At 60.6% G+C, this 17,259-nt stretch carries 10 protein-coding genes and 8 pseudogenes; 15 read left to right on the top strand and 3 right to left on the bottom strand.

The annotated features are described in order from the left end of the window. Positions 1-274: 274 nt before the first annotated feature. Positions 275-580: a transposase gene (locus ACOIX3_RS09225; RefSeq protein WP_420971694.1), complete on the top strand. Its 306-nt coding sequence runs from the start codon at positions 275-277 to the stop codon at positions 578-580. On the opposite strand, the pseudogene ACOIX3_RS09230 reads toward ACOIX3_RS09225, so the two are convergent. Next, positions 493-876: pseudogene (locus ACOIX3_RS09230) on the bottom strand (transposase); the annotation flags it as partial. The gene ACOIX3_RS09225 and the pseudogene ACOIX3_RS09230 overlap by 88 nt on opposite strands. A gap of 93 nt (positions 877-969) precedes the next feature. Here ACOIX3_RS09230 and ACOIX3_RS09235 point away from each other — a divergent pair. The 7 genes and pseudogenes from ACOIX3_RS09235 to ACOIX3_RS09265 all read left to right on the top strand — a co-directional run. Further along, positions 970-1,146: pseudogene (locus tag ACOIX3_RS09235) on the top strand (IS630 family transposase); the annotation flags it as partial. Continuing rightward, positions 1,119-1,534: pseudogene (locus ACOIX3_RS09240) on the top strand (transposase); the annotation flags it as partial. The pseudogenes ACOIX3_RS09235 and ACOIX3_RS09240, both read left to right, overlap by 28 nt. A gap of 391 nt (positions 1,535-1,925) precedes the next feature. Continuing rightward, the gene (locus ACOIX3_RS09245; protein ID WP_420969470.1) at positions 1,926-3,266 is read left to right on the top strand and encodes an LLM class flavin-dependent oxidoreductase; all 1,341 of its coding nucleotides are present in this window, start codon (positions 1,926-1,928) and stop codon (positions 3,264-3,266) included. 642 nt (positions 3,267-3,908) lie between these two features. Beyond that, positions 3,909-4,490 (top strand): annotated as a pseudogene (locus ACOIX3_RS09250) (IS256 family transposase); the annotation flags it as partial. 468 nt (positions 4,491-4,958) lie between these two features. Then, positions 4,959-5,084 (top strand): annotated as a pseudogene (locus ACOIX3_RS09255) (integrase); the annotation flags it as partial. A gap of 108 nt (positions 5,085-5,192) precedes the next feature. Continuing rightward, positions 5,193-5,732, top strand: a pseudogene (locus ACOIX3_RS09260) (IS630 family transposase); the annotation flags it as partial. A 524-nt stretch (positions 5,733-6,256) separates the two neighbouring features. After that, positions 6,257-7,447, top strand: a complete 1,191-nt coding sequence (locus ACOIX3_RS09265) for a M24 family metallopeptidase (RefSeq protein WP_420969471.1) — start codon at positions 6,257-6,259, stop codon at positions 7,445-7,447. Between the two features lie 754 nt (positions 7,448-8,201). Here ACOIX3_RS09265 and ACOIX3_RS09270 read toward each other — a convergent pair. Then, positions 8,202-9,008 (bottom strand): annotated as a pseudogene (locus ACOIX3_RS09270) (IS5/IS1182 family transposase); the annotation flags it as partial. 105 nt (positions 9,009-9,113) lie between these two features. Here ACOIX3_RS09270 and istA point away from each other — a divergent pair. Further along, the gene (gene istA / locus ACOIX3_RS09275) at positions 9,114-10,883 is read left to right on the top strand and encodes an IS21 family transposase (protein WP_420971695.1); all 1,770 of its coding nucleotides are present in this window, start codon (positions 9,114-9,116) and stop codon (positions 10,881-10,883) included. Next, the gene (gene istB / locus ACOIX3_RS09280; protein WP_420969472.1) at positions 10,861-11,628 is read left to right on the top strand and encodes an IS21-like element IS1631 family helper ATPase IstB; all 768 of its coding nucleotides are present in this window, start codon (positions 10,861-10,863) and stop codon (positions 11,626-11,628) included. The genes istA and istB overlap by 23 nt, the downstream gene beginning before the upstream one ends. A 64-nt stretch (positions 11,629-11,692) precedes the next feature. Here istB and ACOIX3_RS09285 read toward each other — a convergent pair. Then, positions 11,693-12,256, bottom strand: a pseudogene (locus ACOIX3_RS09285) (transposase); the annotation flags it as partial. A gap of 707 nt (positions 12,257-12,963) precedes the next feature. Between ACOIX3_RS09285 and ACOIX3_RS09290 the strand changes: the two are divergent. From ACOIX3_RS09290 to ACOIX3_RS09310, 5 genes are all read left to right on the top strand, one after another. Continuing rightward, entirely contained in the window at positions 12,964-13,422 is a 459-nt protein-coding gene (locus tag ACOIX3_RS09290; RefSeq protein ID WP_420969473.1) for a transposase, read from the top strand. Positions 13,423-14,226: 804 nt separating this feature from the next. Beyond that, positions 14,227-15,087 carry a tyrosine-type recombinase/integrase gene (locus ACOIX3_RS09295; protein WP_420969474.1) on the top strand — a complete coding sequence of 287 codons (861 nt, stop codon included), beginning with the start codon at positions 14,227-14,229 and terminating at the stop codon, positions 15,085-15,087. Positions 15,088-15,096: 9 nt separating this feature from the next. Continuing rightward, a complete protein-coding gene (locus tag ACOIX3_RS09300; RefSeq protein WP_420969475.1) occupies positions 15,097-16,290 on the top strand; it encodes an IS91 family transposase in 1,194 nt (397 codons plus the stop codon). A gap of 565 nt (positions 16,291-16,855) precedes the next feature. Beyond that, positions 16,856-16,987: a helix-turn-helix domain-containing protein gene (locus ACOIX3_RS09305; protein ID WP_420969476.1), complete on the top strand. Its 132-nt coding sequence runs from the start codon at positions 16,856-16,858 to the stop codon at positions 16,985-16,987. 20 nt (positions 16,988-17,007) lie between these two features. Next, on the top strand, positions 17,008-17,214 hold the full coding sequence (locus ACOIX3_RS09310) for a hypothetical protein (protein ID WP_420969477.1): 207 nt from the start codon (positions 17,008-17,010) through the stop codon (positions 17,212-17,214). Positions 17,215-17,259 lie beyond the last annotated feature (45 nt).

Consider the following 17,259-nt stretch of genomic DNA (forward strand, 5'->3'; position numbering starts at 1 on the left):
CTGGAGGAGAGCGGTCAGACGCAGTTGTCGCGTACCGACGCAGACGCCCGCCTGTTGTCGAAGAATGGCCAGGTGGTGGCGGGCATAACGTTCAAGGCCGCAAAAGGACGAGCTTGGCGTCGCGACGCTGACGGCGCTTGCCGATAACGGCTCTTACAACGGCGACACGCTCAAGGCCTGCGAGGAGGACGGAATCGTGGCCTACGTTCCGCAGGCTAAGCGAACCGAGCGGCTCGAAGCAGAGGATCGCATCAGCCATGAAGCGTTTGTCTACGTGGCCGATGCCGATGTCTATCGCTGTCCACCCGGCAAGCTGCTGCGCCCGACCGAGGGGCGCAAGACCAATGGCAACCGGATCGAGGTCAGGTATGTCAGTCGCAAGTCCGACTGTGATGCCTGCGCGCTACGCTCACGCTGCCTCTCGGCTAAAACGCCGACCCGCACTGTCCAGCGCTGGGAGCATGAAGCCGTGCTGGATCGGCATCGCACCCGGATGAAGGCGTCGAACGCTAGCTCGGCGGCGGCCTTGATTTCGGCCATCCAGATCTCCTGCAACGCGCGTTTGGCCTTCGGCTGCTGACTCTTCGGCAACTTGGCGAGCACATTCGCGGTCTTGTGCACCGAGCAGCGCTGCTCGCGCGTTTTCGGCCAGACCTCGCCGGCCGCCTTCCAGAACCCGAGTGCGCCATCGGCGATGGCGAGCCGCGGCGGCACGTCGAGCCCGCGCCGCTTCGGCTCGAGCAGCAGATCGCGCCAGTGGTGCGTGCTCTCGCGGGCGCCATCGGTGAAGCCGACCAGTTCCTTGCGGTCTTCCGGCGTCGCGCCGATCAGCACCAGGATGCACTGCTTTTCGTCTTCAAGGGGTGCTTGGAAGAGAAGTCCACCTTTCGCGGAAAGATCGCAAGGTGCTTGAGGCGTGTTGTCGCTCGCCGGTGACGTTGCAGCGCGATTTGAAGCGAGCGCGAATAGAAGCCTTCGATCCAGGCCTTGGAGCGAGCGCAGGGTTATTTGAAGTTGCCCAATGGCCGCGCCTTGACCGGCCAGAGCCACGATTACAAGCGGCATGGCACCACAACGTTGTTTGCGGCGCTCGAAGTCGTCGCTGAAAAGATCATCGCGGCTCATTCAAAACGCCGTCGCCGACTTTTACCGCTGCCTTGCGCTGCACCGCCCTGACTGGGCCGATGACCCTCGACGGACCGATGAACGCCGTCGCCTTCCTCGCCTATGTCGACCAGGTGCTGGTACCTACTCTCAATCCCGATGACATCGTCGTGATGGACAACCTGCCGGCACATAAAGGTGCCGCCGTCCGGGCCGCAATCGAGGCCTGCGGCGCCAGTCTTCTGCTGCCGCAATACTCGCCCAACTTCAATCCAATCGAGAACGCTTTTGTCAAATTCAAGTCGAGCCTGCGCAAAACCGCCGCCAGGACCGTCGACGCCCTCCAAGTCGCAATCGCCGACCCTACCGAGCATTCACCCCTAATGAATGCGCCAACTACTTCCTGGCCGCAGGATATAGTTCAATCTGATCGGAATCTGCTCTCTAGGTCACGAGTCCGCGAGAAGCGCTTGGCTCTCTTACGGAGACTACAGATCTTGAGAACCAAGCGAGTCGAGCTGCGCGGGTTTCCTCGCGGCCAACGCCGGTTGCGCACATTTCCGTCGACCGACTCTTGAGATTATAAGGGCTCAACTGCCACTCTTGGGCCGCCTATAGCGCGGCGTACCAACATTTTTTCCGATCAGCTACCAACTTTGGTAATTGATCAAGAGCACAGAGCATGTCACCGATGAATCTGATCAGTATCGGACGGCCGGTACTTATCTGCGAGGGCCAAGCACGCGCAGCATCATTTTGGGGCCAATGAACACGACGGAATAGCTGGTGTACAACGATAGCGATTCAGATGGAGGTTCGTCATGCAACGCAATGGTCAAATGAAGCTCGGACTGTATCTCCATAGAGCAGGATATCACGAAGGTGCATGGCGCGATCCGAGCGTGCCGGAGAATGGCGCAGTTGACATCGACTATTATGCTTACCTGGCAAGGCTTGCCCAATGTGCGGCGTTTCACTTCGTATTTCTCGCCGATAGCCAAGGCGTAATAGATGACCACGCAGCCATCGCTCGTGTAAGTCGCAACGATGGGTTTGAACCAATTACGCTGCTGTCGGCGCTTTCATCGAGAACACAAGACATCGGCCTTGTCGCGACAGCCACGACGACGTACTATCAGCCTTACCATCTTGCACGGATGTTCGCGTCACTTGACCACTTATCGCGGGGACGCGCGGCCTGGAACATTGTAACCTCGGCAATGAATTCCGAAGCCCAAAACTTTGGTGATAAAGAACTTCCAGATCATGACTCTCGCTACGCTCGAGCGAAGGAATTTGTAGAAGTTACCAAGGGGCTTTGGGATACTTGGCAGGATGACGCTTTTACTCGCGACAAGCAGACAGGTATTTACGTCGATACTACCAAGCTGCATTTGCTTAATCACCAAGGGAAGCACTTTTCAGTCAGGGGCCCGCTGAACACCGCAAGACCGCCGCAAGGCTACCCAGTCTTGGTTCAGGCTGGCGCATCCGATGCTGGAATTGCGTTCGCTGCAGAAGTCGCTGAGGTCGTATTCACCGCCGAACCGTCTTTAGAAAACGGTAAACGATACTATGAAATTCTCAAGGAGAAAGTGCGCGCACTTGGGCGGGAGAACGATCAGGTGTCAGTTATGCCGGGCATCGTCACGATCGTTGGGAGGACCAAGCAAGAAGCATCTGAGAAGCTTAAAAGGCTACAATCCTATACGCACATCGACGTTCTAATTGGGGCGGCCAATCTTTGGCTAGGATCTGTCGTCGACCTACGTTCAATCAATCTCGACTCATTGGTGCCCGAGAATTTACCGCAGACTAACTCAATCCAGAGCCGCCAGAAATTGCTCATCGACCTCGCCGCACGCCAGAAATTGACCTGGAAACAATTGATCCGCTTGGTGTCGGATAGCAAGGGTCATTTCATGGTGGCTGGAACACCGGAAGAAATTGCCAACGCTATGGTGGATGCTTTTGATCAACGTGCGGCCGACGGATTCAACGTAATACCAGCGACCGTTCCTGGCGGACTCAAGGATTTTGTTGAGCTTGTCGTTCCGGAATTGCGCCGACGGGGTAAATTCAGGTCCGGATATTCGGGACAGACACTAAGAGAGAACCTCGGTCTCAAGCGACCCCTAAACCGATTCATTCAGCAGGTATAAGCCGTCGTTCGTGAGATGCTCAAGCCGGTGAGCGGGATTCGGCCTTTGGCACGCGGCGGTTTTTCTTGGGTCGCAAACGTTGGGGATTGAGGTCGAGCTTTGAAAATCTCACGTCCTGGCGCGAAGCTCGCCAGCCCTCCGCGCAAAACCGAAGGAAGGGCCTCGAAGCTAGGATTTTCGTCATGATCTCACCAAATCTACGTTCACTTGGAATTCTCGACATTGAAGAGGGGCGCGCTGCGTGGCGCTACGCCAACCAAGCCTGTGCCCGGCGCGATATTGCATCCCGATAGCTTCGATTTTCCTGTGATTGTCGAAACCGTGGCAAGAGGTCGGGTTGAGAACGTGGTCTATGGCGACCCGGCGCTGGAGCCGGCGTTCATTGCAGCTGCTCGGCGGTTGGTCGAACGAGGTACCGTCGCGCTAAGTTCGACGTGTGGCTTCTCCATTCGTCATCAGCGAGCAGTGGCCGCATCGGTGGAAGTTCCTGTGGTGACGTCTAGCCTGTTACTGTTGCTGCTGCTACTGCTTCAGCTGCCACTCAAGGCAACCCGTGATCACTTCATCAGCGACCAACGGCGATAAAGAGCTGCGATGCCGCGACAATAGCCCTGTGGAGGCGGAAACACGCCGCCGCCTATGGCCTACGTGCAGGGCGTTTCGACCCGCTCAGTGGACAATCTGGTGCAGGCGATGGGCATGAGCGGGATCTCCAAAAGCCAGGTGAGCCGGCTTTGTGCCGAGATTGACGACAAGGTGACAGCCTTCCTCGACCGGCTGATCGAGGGCGACTGGGCGTATCTGTGGATCGACGCCACCTATCTGAAGGTGCGCCATAATGGTCGTATCGTGTCGGTTGCAGTGATCGTCGCCGTCGGCGTCAACAGTGATGGCCGGCGCGAGGTGCTCGGCATGGACAACGGCCCGTCTGAGGCCGAGACGTTCTTGGACGGCGTTCCTGCGCAAGCTCGCCCGTCGCGGGCTACGCGGCGTCAAGCTGGTGGTCTCCGACGCCCATGAGGGCATCAAGGCCGCCGTCAGCAAGGTGCTCAACGCCACCTGGCAGCGCTGCCGCGTGCACTTCACGCGCAACGCGCTGGCACATGCCGGCAAAAGCGGGCGGCGCGTCGTCTCCGCCTTCATCGCCACTGCGTTCGCCGAGGACGATGCCGAGCCTCAAAGGCGCAGTGGCGCAAGATCGCCGATCAGCTCCGCCCCAAGCTGCGGGCTTTCGTCCGCTACGTGAGCGCGCTCAGCTCAATGGGCCCGCCGCCCGGACGATGGCGCTGGACTTCGTCCTGTCGTTCGGCGGCGCCGCCAACGGCCGCGCCACTCGTCACGGCGCCTTCGCCGATTCTACGAGTATCTCGCCGTCTATGACGCCCGAACCGAGGCCTTGGGGTGCGGAGCTTCCCCCAGATCCAGGGCGATTCCGCCGCCGCGTATCCTCAGCGAGGCAGAGTTGGCGTCGCTCATCGACGCATACGACCGCATTTCGCCACGGACCCCTCTCAAGGGGCGGACGATGGCGACGGTGATCGGATTGTTGGCGGCTTCGTGACTGCGATCGGGCGAAGTGGTGAGGCTTGATCGTACCGACGTCGATCTGGCCAGCGGGATTCTCCTCGTTCGGAAGACGAAGTTCCGCAAGGACCGTCTCATCCCGGTTCACACGACGACCTTCGTCAATATGTGCGTGAGCGCGATGCTGCTTTTCCCACGGCCAAGGACCAAGCCCTTTTCCTCAGCTCCCGTGGCAACCGCCTTTCGGCGACGGGTCTGCAAAACGGTTTTGCTGAGGTCCGCAAGCTCGCCGGCCTTGATGGCGGCGAGCCGTTAAGGCCTCACGATCTCAGGCACCGGTCGTCTCAGCCTCTGGCACCAACAGCGCGCCAACGTTCAGGCGCTGCTCCCGTTGCGCCACAGCTATGCGTGGACGAGAAGCCCTCGATCCAGGCTTTGGAGCGAGCGCAGGGTTATTTAAAGTTGCCCAATGGCCACGCCTTGACCGGCCAGAGCCACGATTACAAGCGGCATGGCACCACAACATTGTTTGCGGCGCTCGAAGTCGCCACCGGAAAGATCATCGCGGCTCATTTCGCCGTCGTCGCGTCGAGTTTCTCGACTTCATGAACAGCGTCACCGCGGCCTTTCCGGGCCGAAAGCTTCACGTCATCCTCGACAACCTCAACACCCACAAGAAAAACGAGCACTGGCTCACGGCCCACCCCAACGTGCAATTTCATTTCACCCCGACAAGCGCGTCCTGGCTCAATCAGGTCGAGGTCTGGTTCTCGATCTTGCACGGGCAGTCACTTAGCGGCACCTCCTTCAGAAGCCTCAAGCAGCTTCAGGAACACATCGATGCCTACGTCAACGCGTACAACGACAAAGCCGAGCCCTTCGTCTGGACCAAGAAAAAAGGTCCGTCAACGCCGTTTCAAAGGCCGCCGTATCACTCAGCTCTGGTTCCGGGTACTAGCTCCAAATGGCCCCGCACTATCGGGTGCCCGGACGTTGGAATGGATTCTGCTTCGAGTCCCAAGCGGCTCAGCATGCACACGAGAAGTACGGCAACCTTGCCGACGCCAATTTTATAATTGCTTATGCTCGAGTGTCTCGGGTAATCGACCAAGCGGCTTACGAAACGATTTTTATTCGCTTTGATGTGCTCAAACACCCTGTTCCGCACTGCGATCCGGTTATTTATTCCCGGCCACCGCCAAGCCCGACCGCATAAAGGCCTCAGATTGTGGGGCTCGGGCGAGCAATTTCGGCGTCTATGACGCCAATCCGAAGAAAACGGGCTTCGATCCAGGCTAAGATTTTTCCATGATCATAACCTCGGCTCACGTGGAACGAGCGGGTGGAATGGGGACGAGGGGAATCGAGACCTGCAGGGCTGTCTCATGCGGTCTCTGAAGACGATGCAGTACGTTTTGTTCCCTAAAAAATAGCTAGCCACTTACTAGCCACAAGGAGCTGGAGGCATGGCACCCGCATTTCCTGTTGTAGAATACCGGGAACGTCTGACGAAGCTGCGTCAGCAGATGAATGACCGGGGATTATCCCTGCTTGTCGTGTCAAACCCGGCGAATATGAACTATATCTCGGGATATGACGCTTTAAGCTACCAGAATCCTCAAGCGTTACTTTTGCCGGGCGGGGATCTTGAGCCTGTTTGGATCGGGCGTGGCTTGGACACTGCCGGTGCCGAAGCTTCAACTTGGCTTTCCGTCGGCAATATCGTTGGCTATGTGGACGCTTATGCGGACAATTCTCAGAAGGCAATGGAGATCGTCGCAAACGAGATCAAGAAGCGGGGCTGGAACCGCGGCCGAGTTGGATATGAGGGGGACGCCTTCTACTTCACGCCACGGGCGTGTTTCTCTCTGCAGAAGAACATTCCGGAAGTCGAATGGGTGGATGTCGGCTTCATGATCAATTGGATTAAGACGACAAAGACGCCGCGCGAGATTGAGTTTATGCGCCGCGCTGGAAAGATAGCTGAGAACGTCATGAACGTTGCGATCGATTCGCTTACGCCGGGAATGCGGGAGAGCGACTTCGCTGCCCGGATCGTACAAGCGCAGGTCGAAGGCGCCGGCGAGTTCGGTGGTAGCTTGCCGGCTGCCGGTCCGTTCGTTCTGACTGGAAAGCACGCAGGTCTGGCTCATTCCCCATGGACGACCGACATAATTCCACATGGCAGCAGCACAACAGTGGAATTGGCCGGTTGCTATTTGGGTTACCATTCCGCAATTGCGCGTACGATAAGTCTTAGTGAGCCGAGTGCCGGGTTGGCCCGGTTGGCAAATGCTGTTCTGGAGGGTTGGGAAGCGGCACGAGCCGCTACAAGGCCCGGCGCGACGTGCCATGACGTCTGGGCGGCATGGCAACGCGTTCTGGAGCGCAGTGGCTATAAAAAGCTTTCCCGGATCGGATATTCTATTGGTCTGGCCTATCCGCCTACTTGGCGCGAATACACGCTAAGCTTTGAGCGGGGGAATGAGGTCGAGCTCCGGCAGGGTATGTGTTTCCACTTGCTATGCGGGATGTGGACCGGTGATGGTACGAATAATGGTGAGCCAACCTACAGTATCAGCGAGTCGGTACGGGTTACCGAAAACGGTGTTGAAGCGTTGGCAAATGTTGAGCGAGAGCTCTTCGTAAAGCAGTGAAACGATCTTTTCCATGGCAGGGACATCGATCTCTCCCATAATATCTGTCTTGTGCTGACATTGAACGTGCGCGTTGCCGTGCGCCAAGGGCCTGAGGCCGCTCCTTGCACCAGATCCGGCGAATGCTCTCCTTTTGATAGGGGGCCGAGCCGGGCGAAGGACATCGATCCCGCCGCGACGGTCACGAGCGGTCCTCGCCGGATGGACTGATCCACTTGGGCATCGAGAAGATGGACCGCCTCGAGTAGCGTGACCGCTGGGGGCGCCGTTTCCATCGCGTGGGCTAGAGCCTGTCTTTAGTCTAGTTAAGCAAAACGATAGCCGAGGCCAATGCCGACAAGAAAGTTTCTCGCGAGCTTATCGTAACGTGTTGCGATGGTGCGAAGGTGCTTGAGTTTGTTGAAGAAGCGCTCGACGAGGTTGCGCTCGCAGGTTGCGGCAGAAGCTATGGGGAGGGCGGCGAGGTCGTGAAATGGTGCCACCGCCCTTCGATGAAACGGATGGAGGTCCCCCATGAGCCAAGTCAGCGATCTGAGCCGTTCCCTTGTTTCCTTTGATCAAAATCCTCTCCGACGGTGGTCGTTGAGCTGAGCGAGGCCAGCTGGCTCATCGCTGGATTGATTTCCGGTGTCGATCGCGAACCAGTGAAGAAGCAGGAACCGGAGACGGTCGCTCTGCTGCGGCTGTTGGAGCGTTGGTGGGTGGAGGCCTTGAGGCTGGCAGGACATTTAGTCGTCCGTGAAGAACTCTGATTTCAACCTGAGACGAGCTGCGGTCGAGCGGTGAGCTGGAGGAGGATTTGGCGCAGCAAGAGCGCCAGCCATCGGATGAGGCGGCGGAAGTTGTAGCCGGCGGCGGCGAGGACGGCGTTGATGGCGTCGCCCTGGCGGTGCCAGAGATAGTTGCGGCCCATTCGATGCTCGGATTTGAGATGGCCGATGACCGGTTCGACGGCCGAGCGGCGGCGCAGATCGCGCTTGATCTTTGGGGTTACCCGCCGCTTCTGGCCTGAGATGAAGACCCTGAACTTGTACTCGGGCGGCGCATTGTGACCACGATAGCCTTTGTCGAGAACGAGGCGCTCGATGATGTTGCCGATCAGCGCCTCCATGTCCGGGATCACGGTCTTGAGCGTATGACCGTCATAGGGATTGCCGGGCAGCGCCTTCACATGGGTGACGAACTGACCGCCGCAGGCTGACGCCAGCGTGGTGGCGACGGAGACCTTGACCCCGAACTCGTAAGGCCGGTGCGCCTTGCCCTTGCCGATGCACTCCACTTCCGGCGCGTGCAGCGAGTAGACCTTGGGGCCGCGCTGGTGCTGCTTCTGGTCAAGCACCCGTCTGGCCAGCGCCAGCATGCGTCCGAGGACAATCTCGCCGAGCAAATCGGTGCGGCCTTCGATCTTGCGGGCAGTGTCGCGGATAATGCGACCGAGATAGGTTCTGAGCGTCTTCAAGGCCCGGTTGGCGCGCTTGAACTGCTTGGCGTGGGCATAGCGCTGATGCTTGATCAGGGCGAACTTACCCACCCGCGCATAGGATTGGCGCAGCTTGACGCCCCGTGGGTCGTTCAAAATCCCCCGGGTATGGTCACTTGAAACTCCCCCACCTGATGATCGCCGTCAGCGCCGCTGAACAGCGGTAGCCGGTCAGGCAGGACGTTTATTTTCGGTCCCTTTAGCCAGCAAGGGACCGGGGAGTTGAACGTCTTGAAGCCACACCTGCAAAGCACGGTATTTACGCTACTCGATCGCAACGCCAGCCAGCGCGAGATCCACAGGTTGACGGGGGTCGATCGCAAGACGATCCGGCGTTACCGGGCGCTGCGGGCTGGTGCGGAGGCAAATTCCCCCGGGGAAGTGACCACCGGCCCGGTGAGCGAGGACGGGCAAATTCCTCCACCCCGACCACCGGCTTTTGGGGCATCGGAAGCGACGGTCATCAGCAGCCTGGCCCGTTCGGCTTGCGAGCCGCATCGGACGTGGATCGAAGAACAGGTCCGCCTGAAGCGGAATGCGCAGGCGATTTACCAGGACCTGGTCGATCAATTTGGCTTTCCGTCCAGCTACCAGAGCGTCAAGCGGTTTGTCCGCACGTTGCGCCACAGCGATCCCGAGCAGTTTGATCGACTTGAGTTCCTCCCCGGCGAGGAGGCTCAAGTCGACTATGGCGAGGGCGCTCTGACGATCGATCCCAGGAGCGGCCGGTACCGCCGTCCCCGCCTGTTCGTGATGACGCTGCGCTACTCGCGGCGCAGCTTCCGGCGAGTGGTCTGGCAATCCAGCCAGCAAGTCTGGGCGCAGCTTCACGAAGAAGCGTTCCGGTATTTTGGCGGCGTTGTCAGATATGTCGTGCTCGACAACCTGAAGGAAGGTGTCCTCAAGCCCGATCTGTACGAGCCCGAGCTCAACCCGATTTACAGCGCGATGCTGGCTCATTACGCCGTGGTCGCCGATCCCGCGCGGGTGGCCGACCCCAATCGGAAAGGATGCGTCGAGAATGCGATTCAACATACCCAGGGCACCGCGCTGGCTGGACGGCGCTTCGAGACGCTGGAAGCCCAGAACGAGTTCTTGAGGCATTGGGAGGAGAATTGGGCCTCCAAGCGCATCCACGGCAGCACGCGTCGTCAGGTCGAGGCCATGTTCCAGGAGGAGAAGCCTCACCTGCGGCCGCTGCCTGTCGCGCCCTTCCGCATCTTCACCGAGGTCGTTCGGACCGTCTGCGACGACACCACCGTACGCGTCGACAACAGCTATTACGCCGCGCGACCCGCGCCCATCGGCAGCCAGGTCGTTGTGCGGATCTACGCCTCCACGATCGAGATCCGTGATCGCCACACCCGTGCGCTGCTGCGTGTTCATTCCAGGATGACGCACCCCGGCTCTGTCGTCCTGCCAACCAACGAACGGCCGTTCAATCCGTCGCGGCAAACCGCCGTGTTGCTGGCGAGCGCCGAGCGCATCGGGCCGCAGACCAAGGCGTTGTGCCAGCAGGTGTTCGACACCGAGGGACGCCCCGGACAGCGCGCGATGTGGGGCATTGTCGGGCTGAGCCGGAAGTATCCGGCACGGCTGGTCGAGCAAGCCTGTGCGCACGCCATCGACAACCGCATCTACCGCTACAAGCACGTGCGTGCGACCGTCGAGCGGTTGTTCGAACAGGCTATCGAGCAGGTTGGAGCGACGCCACAACCGGCATCGCCGCTCACCCAGGATCATCCGCTGATCCGTGCCCCGGCCGAATACGGCGATCTCTTCAGCCGTGCCGTGCGGCACGATGCCGGCGACAATGGCCGGCAGGCCGAGGCTCACGACAGCCGCGCTCGTGTCGCCTGCGCAACCCCGGCCAGCTCCGGCGCCACGAGCGCTCCCGCTGCATCTTCTCACCTCAAACTGGAGACCCAGCCACATGATGACCATGCCGGAAATTGAACGTTGCCTGCGACAGCTGCGCCTGTCGGGCGTCCGCGACACGCTGCAGACGCGCGTGCTGCAGGCGCAGGGCGCCAACCAGCCATTCCTCGAGACCTTCTCCCTGATCCTGCAGGACGAACTGGACCGTCGTCAGTCCCGCCTCATCGAGCGCCGCTACCAGCAATCCGGGCTCGACGAAAAGCTGACGCTCGCCGAGTTCGACTGGTCCTTCAATCCCAAATTGCCGCGCCAAACCTGCTTCCAGCTCCACACCCTGGCGTTCATTGCCGCTGGCGAGAACGCGCTGCTTGTCGGCAAACCTGGCACCGGGAAGTCCTACATCGCCAAGGCGATTGCCTATCAGGCGATCCTGCAAAGCCACAAGGTCCAGTATCTTGAGACCGACGACTTCTTCCACCGCTACGCCATGAACTCCCCGGCACAACGCGAGGTCCGGCTGCGAACCATCATCGACTGCGATCTCCTCGTGCTCGACGATCTGTTCCTCGCACGCGCCATCCCTGACGACGCCGGCGCCTTGCTGCAGACCCTGATCCATCAGCGCTACAAACTGCGCCGCAGCGTCATCGTCACCTCCAATCGCGTCGTGCAGGACTGGGGGACATACCTGGGGGACAACACCATGAGCACGACGATCCTCGATCGCCTGATGCATCATTGCCATCTGCTTGAGTTCGACGGACGCAGCTATCGGCTCAAAGAGGCCGCTGAAACTCTTGCCCGGGAAACAAAGGCAAACTAACAATCACCATGTCCTGCCTCGCGGGTGGAGGAATTTGACTGACCATACCCGGAGGAATTTGAAGTGACCCGCGGGGCTTGACGCCATGCCGCTTTGCCAGCCGGACCAGGATCTCGCGGGCGCGGTTGAGAAGCCGGGCATCGGTCGGGAACATCACGTTCTTGGGCTGCACCGTGGTGTCTACGATGACGCGGTTGAGGTCGCTTGGCTTGATCGCCTCGGTCCTGGTGGCGACCGAAAGGCTCTCTTGCAGCAGCGCCTGCAGCTTCTCCTCACCCATCCGCTGGCGCCAGCGCGTCAGCGAGGAGCGGTCGAACATCAGGCGGTGCTGGAAGAACTCCTCGCCGCAGAAGAACTGGTAATAGGGGTTCTCCACCCAGCGTTCGCACAAGACCTCATCGGAGAGATCGAAGGTATGCTTGAGGATGGCGAGGCCCGCCATCAGGCGGGTCGGCAACGGCGGCCGGCCCGGCTTATCCTCGTAGACCGTGCCGAACTTCTGCTCGAGGAACGACCAGTCGATCGTCCGCGCCAGCTTCACCAGTGCATGGTTCATATCGATGATCGCGTCCAGCCGAGAGCGTAGAAGATCGGTCTGTCCGCCGTCCCGTCGTTCCTTGGGTCGCATCGTCCCCTCCGATGCGACCATGGAATCACGCCCCTCGATTCGAGGGAATCCAAAAGATGAAATTGCAAGCTTTTGGGACCTCAACGCCCAAAACCCGGCAAACTCAAATGTCGTTGGGACCAGAAAATCGAATCCCGCTCAAGGACTTGGGAGATTCTTCACGGCCGACCATTTAGTCGGATTGCCCTCGCGTTTGAGGCGGGCCGCGCGGGTCCTGGCTGGCGCGGTGGCTACAGGCTCGCGACATCGAGGCGCACGTTGTTCACTCAACCAGCGTGTTTTGTCATGCAAGCATCGCCGAGCCAGGACCGATAGGCTGGATACGGCGATGCTCATGCGTGTGTTCCTGGGATGGCTGAGCGGCGGGCACGGACACTGCCGGATGGAGGCGATCCCAACGCTTGCGCAAGAGGACGCCAAACGTCCGAACCGTGAACGGGAAAGCCTGGTCGGTGAGCGCACGCGGATCATCAACCGGATGAAGGAAGCCTTGGCCCGGCTCGGCATCCGCGGGTTCAAACCGACGTTGCGCAAGGCGCCCCTGCGGCTCGACACCTTGCGCGCGCCGGAGGGGGGCGATTCCAGCGAACACGCTCGACAAGATCCGACGCGACGTGGTTCGGCTCGCGGTGGTGCGAGAACAAATCGATGTGATCGAACGGGCCCGCCTTGCGCGCCTGGAACGAGCGCCGGCGAGGCCACACGCCATGGTGCGCCTGTTGGCCCGCGTCATCGGCGTCGGCCTGGAAACGGCGGACATGTTGGTTCAGGAGGTGTTGTCCCGAAACCTTCGAGACCGGCGAGCGGTGGCCCGTTATGTAGGCCTCACGGGCTCGCCTGACGAGAGTGGCAGACGGCGACAGGAGGAAGGATTGGCCGAGGCGGGCAATGCCCGCGTGCGCCGTGGCCTGATCCAACTCGCCTGGCGGTTCTTGAGATTCCAGAGGAACAGCGCGCTTGCGCAGTGGTACCAAGCGCGGACCGGCGGCCCGAAGGGCGCGCGCAAGACAACGATGATCGTGGCACTCGCCCGCAAACTGCTCATCGCGTTACGCGGATGGCAACATCGGCGAGATCCCGGCGGGCGTCGCGCTATGGCAGATGATCTGAACACGCGGCATGGTCGTCGCGCGGCGGGTCGACTGTCGCGACGAGGCCACGCGTAGCGATTCGAGGTGGCGGTGACCCGAACAACTCCATGGCTCCAAATGCCGTCGGCAGAATGGGTCCGCCGCCTCGGACCCTTGCTGCTGAAGCCATTGACTGCTTCATGGTCCGGGTCCCATACGGATCCAACCGAATACAAGGTCGCGGCGAGATGCTTTGCGCCAATGGCAGACTCCCCCGGATTGCTCGCTCAGTGCCTGATCGGGCCAACGCGCGGCTCATCCTCGCGGTCGATCGACCCCGGCCTTTTGGCCCATGCGCTGGCCGTCAGGGATTCAAGAAAGAGGGGCTGACAGCTTGACAAACTAAATCCCCATACAAGGGAGCTGTAGGCGATGCACATGCTGCCGCAATCTCATCTTCGGATAAAGGCCGAGCTAGGCCCGGTCTCTCGCGTAGCGGATCAAGCGAATGATTGAAGAACGTAGCGCAAGCTGGTCGATCGTGAAGAAAGGTAGTATCGCTCAAATGACTCGAACCCTCAACGGCTCACAAAGCAAGTCACAGCTTATTGCAATATAGCTGGCTGCAGCACGCCGCCCCGGTAGGGCGAGCTGTTCTGACAAGTGTCGCTTTGTCAATGGACCTCGCTCCGAGCCTCCGAACGCCTCAAAATATCCTCTAGATGCTATCAGCCGCGTGTTTTGATGCGCGCGAACTATCGATGATGCGGATTCCGGTCGATGTCGCCCAGGATTGAACGAACCCGCTACGCGGGAGTGGGGGCAAGCCTGCTGAACTGAGGTGTCCTGTCTGAGAGGATGTTGGTCTTCGCACCACCCCTCTCAAGACAGGAGACCCAGATGGCTACGATAAGCCCTCTTCGGCAGCGCATGATCGAGGACATGACAGTCCGCAATCTGTCGCCGTGGACTCAACAATCCTATATCTATGCGATCGCAAAGTTTAGCCGCCATTTCGGCTACGCTCCGGACCGGTTGAGTTTCGAGCAGGTCCGCGCCTACCAACTGCATCTCATCGGCCAAAAGCGTTCGTGGTCCCACATCAATCAGGTGGCCTGCGCGCTGCGGTTCTTCTACGGCGTCACACTCGGGCAGACGGAGGCATTCGAGCGGATCATCGGTGGCCAGAAGCCCGACAAGCTCCCGCTCGTGCTTAGTGCCGAAGAGATCGAACGCTTCCTGGACGCGGTTACAGGGGTGCGCAATCGCGTCGTGCTGGCGGCGGCTTATGCGGCTGGCTTACGGGTTAGTGAAGTCGTCCGCCTGAAGGTGAGCTCGATCGACAGCAAGCGAATGTTGATCCACATCGAGAACGGCAAGGGCGGCAGGGATCGTTACGCGATGCTTTCTCCGCGACTGCTGGAGATTCTGCGTACGTACTGGATGCGAGCCCGACCGGGGCTGTGGCTATTTCCAGGCCAAGACCCAAGTGAACATGTCAGCGTCCGCTGCGTCCAGGCGGCCTGCCGCGCCGCCCGCCGCCGCGCTCGGCTTGCCAAGCCGATTACTGTCCATACGCTCCGGCACTCGTTTGCGACCCATCTCCTGGAAAGCGGGATCGACATTCGCATCATTCAAGTTCTGCTCGGACATGCCAACCTGGGATCGACCGCGCGGTACGCTCAGGTTGCGACCAATCTGCTCGCCCGCACGACCAGCCCATTCGATGGACTCTCCGTCAGGGTGATCCCACCCGACTGAGCTGCGCATATGCGCCCCGTGCTCGAGGTGGCGGACATCCTCCGTCGCCACGGCGCTGCGTTCCGTGCCGCGCAAGGTCCTCGGCTGTCCTCCGATCAGCGCCGTGTGATGGCGGCCATCGAGGCGTGTCGCACAGCGACGCTCGGCGGCCACGTCGAGCGGTGCGACGACTGCGGCCTGGTCCGCGTCGCCTATAACAGCTGTCGCGATCGGCACTGTCCAAAGTGCCAAGCGCTCGCGCGCGCCCAATGGCTCGCCGAGCGCCAGGCCGACCTGCTGCCGGTCCCCTATTTCCATGTCGTCTTCACCGTGCCGGCGCCGGTGGCCGCCATCGCGCTGCAGAACAAGGCGGTGGTCTACGACATCCTGCTCAAGGCAGCAGCCGAGACGATCCGTCTCATCAGCGCCGACCCGAAGCATCTCGGTGCCGAGACCGGGATGATCGCCATTCTCCATACCTGGGGCCAGACCCTGACGCATCATCCGCACGCCCATTGCCTCGTGCCGGGCGGCGGGATCGCCCCTGATGGAAGCTGGGTTCATTGTCGCCCCGGCTTCTTCCTTCCCGTTCGCGTCCTGTCACGACTGTATCGTCGGCTATTCCTGGAGCGCCTGCAGGCGGCGTTCGATAGCGCCAAGCTCCAGTTCTTCGGCCACCTCGCGCACCTCGTCGAACCGGCAGCATTCAGCCGCCATCTGAACGCCCTCCGCAAGATCGAGTGGGTCGTCTACGCCAAGCGTCCCTTCGGCGGACCAGAACAGGTTCTGGCCTATCTCGGGCGCTACACCCATCGCGTTGCGATCGCCAACGGCCGGCTCCTTACCTGTGAGCAGGGCCACGTCCGCTTTCGGTGGAAGGATTATCGCGCCGGCAACAAATCCAAAGTGATGACGCTCGACACTGAGGAGTTCATTCGTCGCTTTCTGCTCCACATATTGCCGAAGGGGTTCCGCCGCATCCGTCATTTTGGCTTCCTGGCGAACGCCTGTCGCGCCGCCAAACTTGCGCGCATCCGAGCGGCGCTTCAGGCGCCGCAGCCACCTCCGCCTGCCGAAGCTGTCGACTATCGTGAGCGCTGCGCCATCCTCCTTGGTCACCGCCTCGACTTGTGCCCCATCTGCGGAGGCCGCATGGTCGAGATTGGGCCTGTGCCGCGTGCGCCAACTCAGCGACGCGCAGCACCTCGCTGCGATACATCATGACCGACGACCTCGATCGTTCGCTCCCACTGCACGCGCTGTCCTGCCGACGTTCTCCGTCGGAACGATCAAGCATGCTCACAACGCCCGGCGAACGGGCGATAGTCAGCCGCCTGGGCTTGACGCGCCGTTCGACGCTATCGACGGCGGCATCCTTTGCTGCCAACATCCGCGACAATCTGCGGCCACCCTCGCTCGCGGGCCCGACACCGGATCAATCGCGCCTACCGGCGCCTAGATCGAGCCCCCATAGGTCCGCGCTCACAAGACGCGGCTTCGTTCAATCCAGCTTCAAATAGGTCCCGCGCTGGACTTGCGGCGAGATCTGCGACGCGGGACCTATTTGAAGCCTCCAGTATTCCAGGCCATCGTGATCACTCATTCCAGAGCATCGTAATCACTCATTCCAGAGCATCGTGATCACCATTTCCAGTTGATCGTGATCGCTATTTCCAGCGATCGCGATCGGGAGCAACCAGGAGGCGTGCACCGCTGACAGTCTGCAACCCGGGTAGCTTGGTCTTTTGCCTAACCGTAGAGGATCACGATGCCGACCGAGAGACTGTCCATGCGCCACATTCGTGAAGTTCTACGCCTGCACTACAGCGTCGGCATGTCGCAACGCGCCGTTGCCCGCAGCCTGGGCCTAGCCCGGAGCACGGTCAGCAAGTACCTCATCGAACTCGCCGCGCCGGCCTGACCTGGCCGTTGCCGCCGGAGTTGGATGATGACGTCCGGCTCGAGAACCGCCTGTTTCCGCCGCCTTCCGATCGGCCCAGCGACGAGCGCCCGCATCCGGACTGGGCGCTCGTGCATCGCGAGCTGCGGCGTCCGAACGTCACGTTGATGCTGTTGTGGGAGGAGCATTGCGACGCGAACTCCGGCAGCTCCAGCTATGCGTGGTTCTGCGAACGCTACAAGGAATAAGCCGGCCGCCTCAAGCCGACCCTGCGCCAGGTCAATGTCGCCGGC

Source organism: Bradyrhizobium sp. B120 (assembly GCF_049075665.1).
Classification (GTDB): domain Bacteria; phylum Pseudomonadota; class Alphaproteobacteria; order Rhizobiales; family Xanthobacteraceae; genus Bradyrhizobium.

What these genes read in the sequence shown, in the direction of transcription:
- ACOIX3_RS09245 (WP_420969470.1), top strand. Translation starts at nt 1,926, where the DNA reads ATGCAACGCAATGGTCAAATGAAGCTCGGACTGTATCTCCATAGAGCA.
- ACOIX3_RS09265 (WP_420969471.1), top strand. Translation starts at nt 6,257, where the DNA reads ATGGCACCCGCATTTCCTGTTGTAGAATACCGGGAACGTCTGACGAAG.
- istB (WP_420969472.1), top strand. Translation starts at nt 10,861, where the DNA reads ATGATGACCATGCCGGAAATTGAACGTTGCCTGCGACAGCTGCGCCTG.
- ACOIX3_RS09290 (WP_420969473.1), top strand. Translation starts at nt 12,964, where the DNA reads ATGGTGCGCCTGTTGGCCCGCGTCATCGGCGTCGGCCTGGAAACGGCG.
- ACOIX3_RS09295 (WP_420969474.1), top strand. Translation starts at nt 14,227, where the DNA reads ATGGCTACGATAAGCCCTCTTCGGCAGCGCATGATCGAGGACATGACA.
- ACOIX3_RS09300 (WP_420969475.1), top strand. Translation starts at nt 15,097, where the DNA reads ATGCGCCCCGTGCTCGAGGTGGCGGACATCCTCCGTCGCCACGGCGCT.
- ACOIX3_RS09305 (WP_420969476.1), top strand. Translation starts at nt 16,856, where the DNA reads ATGCGCCACATTCGTGAAGTTCTACGCCTGCACTACAGCGTCGGCATG.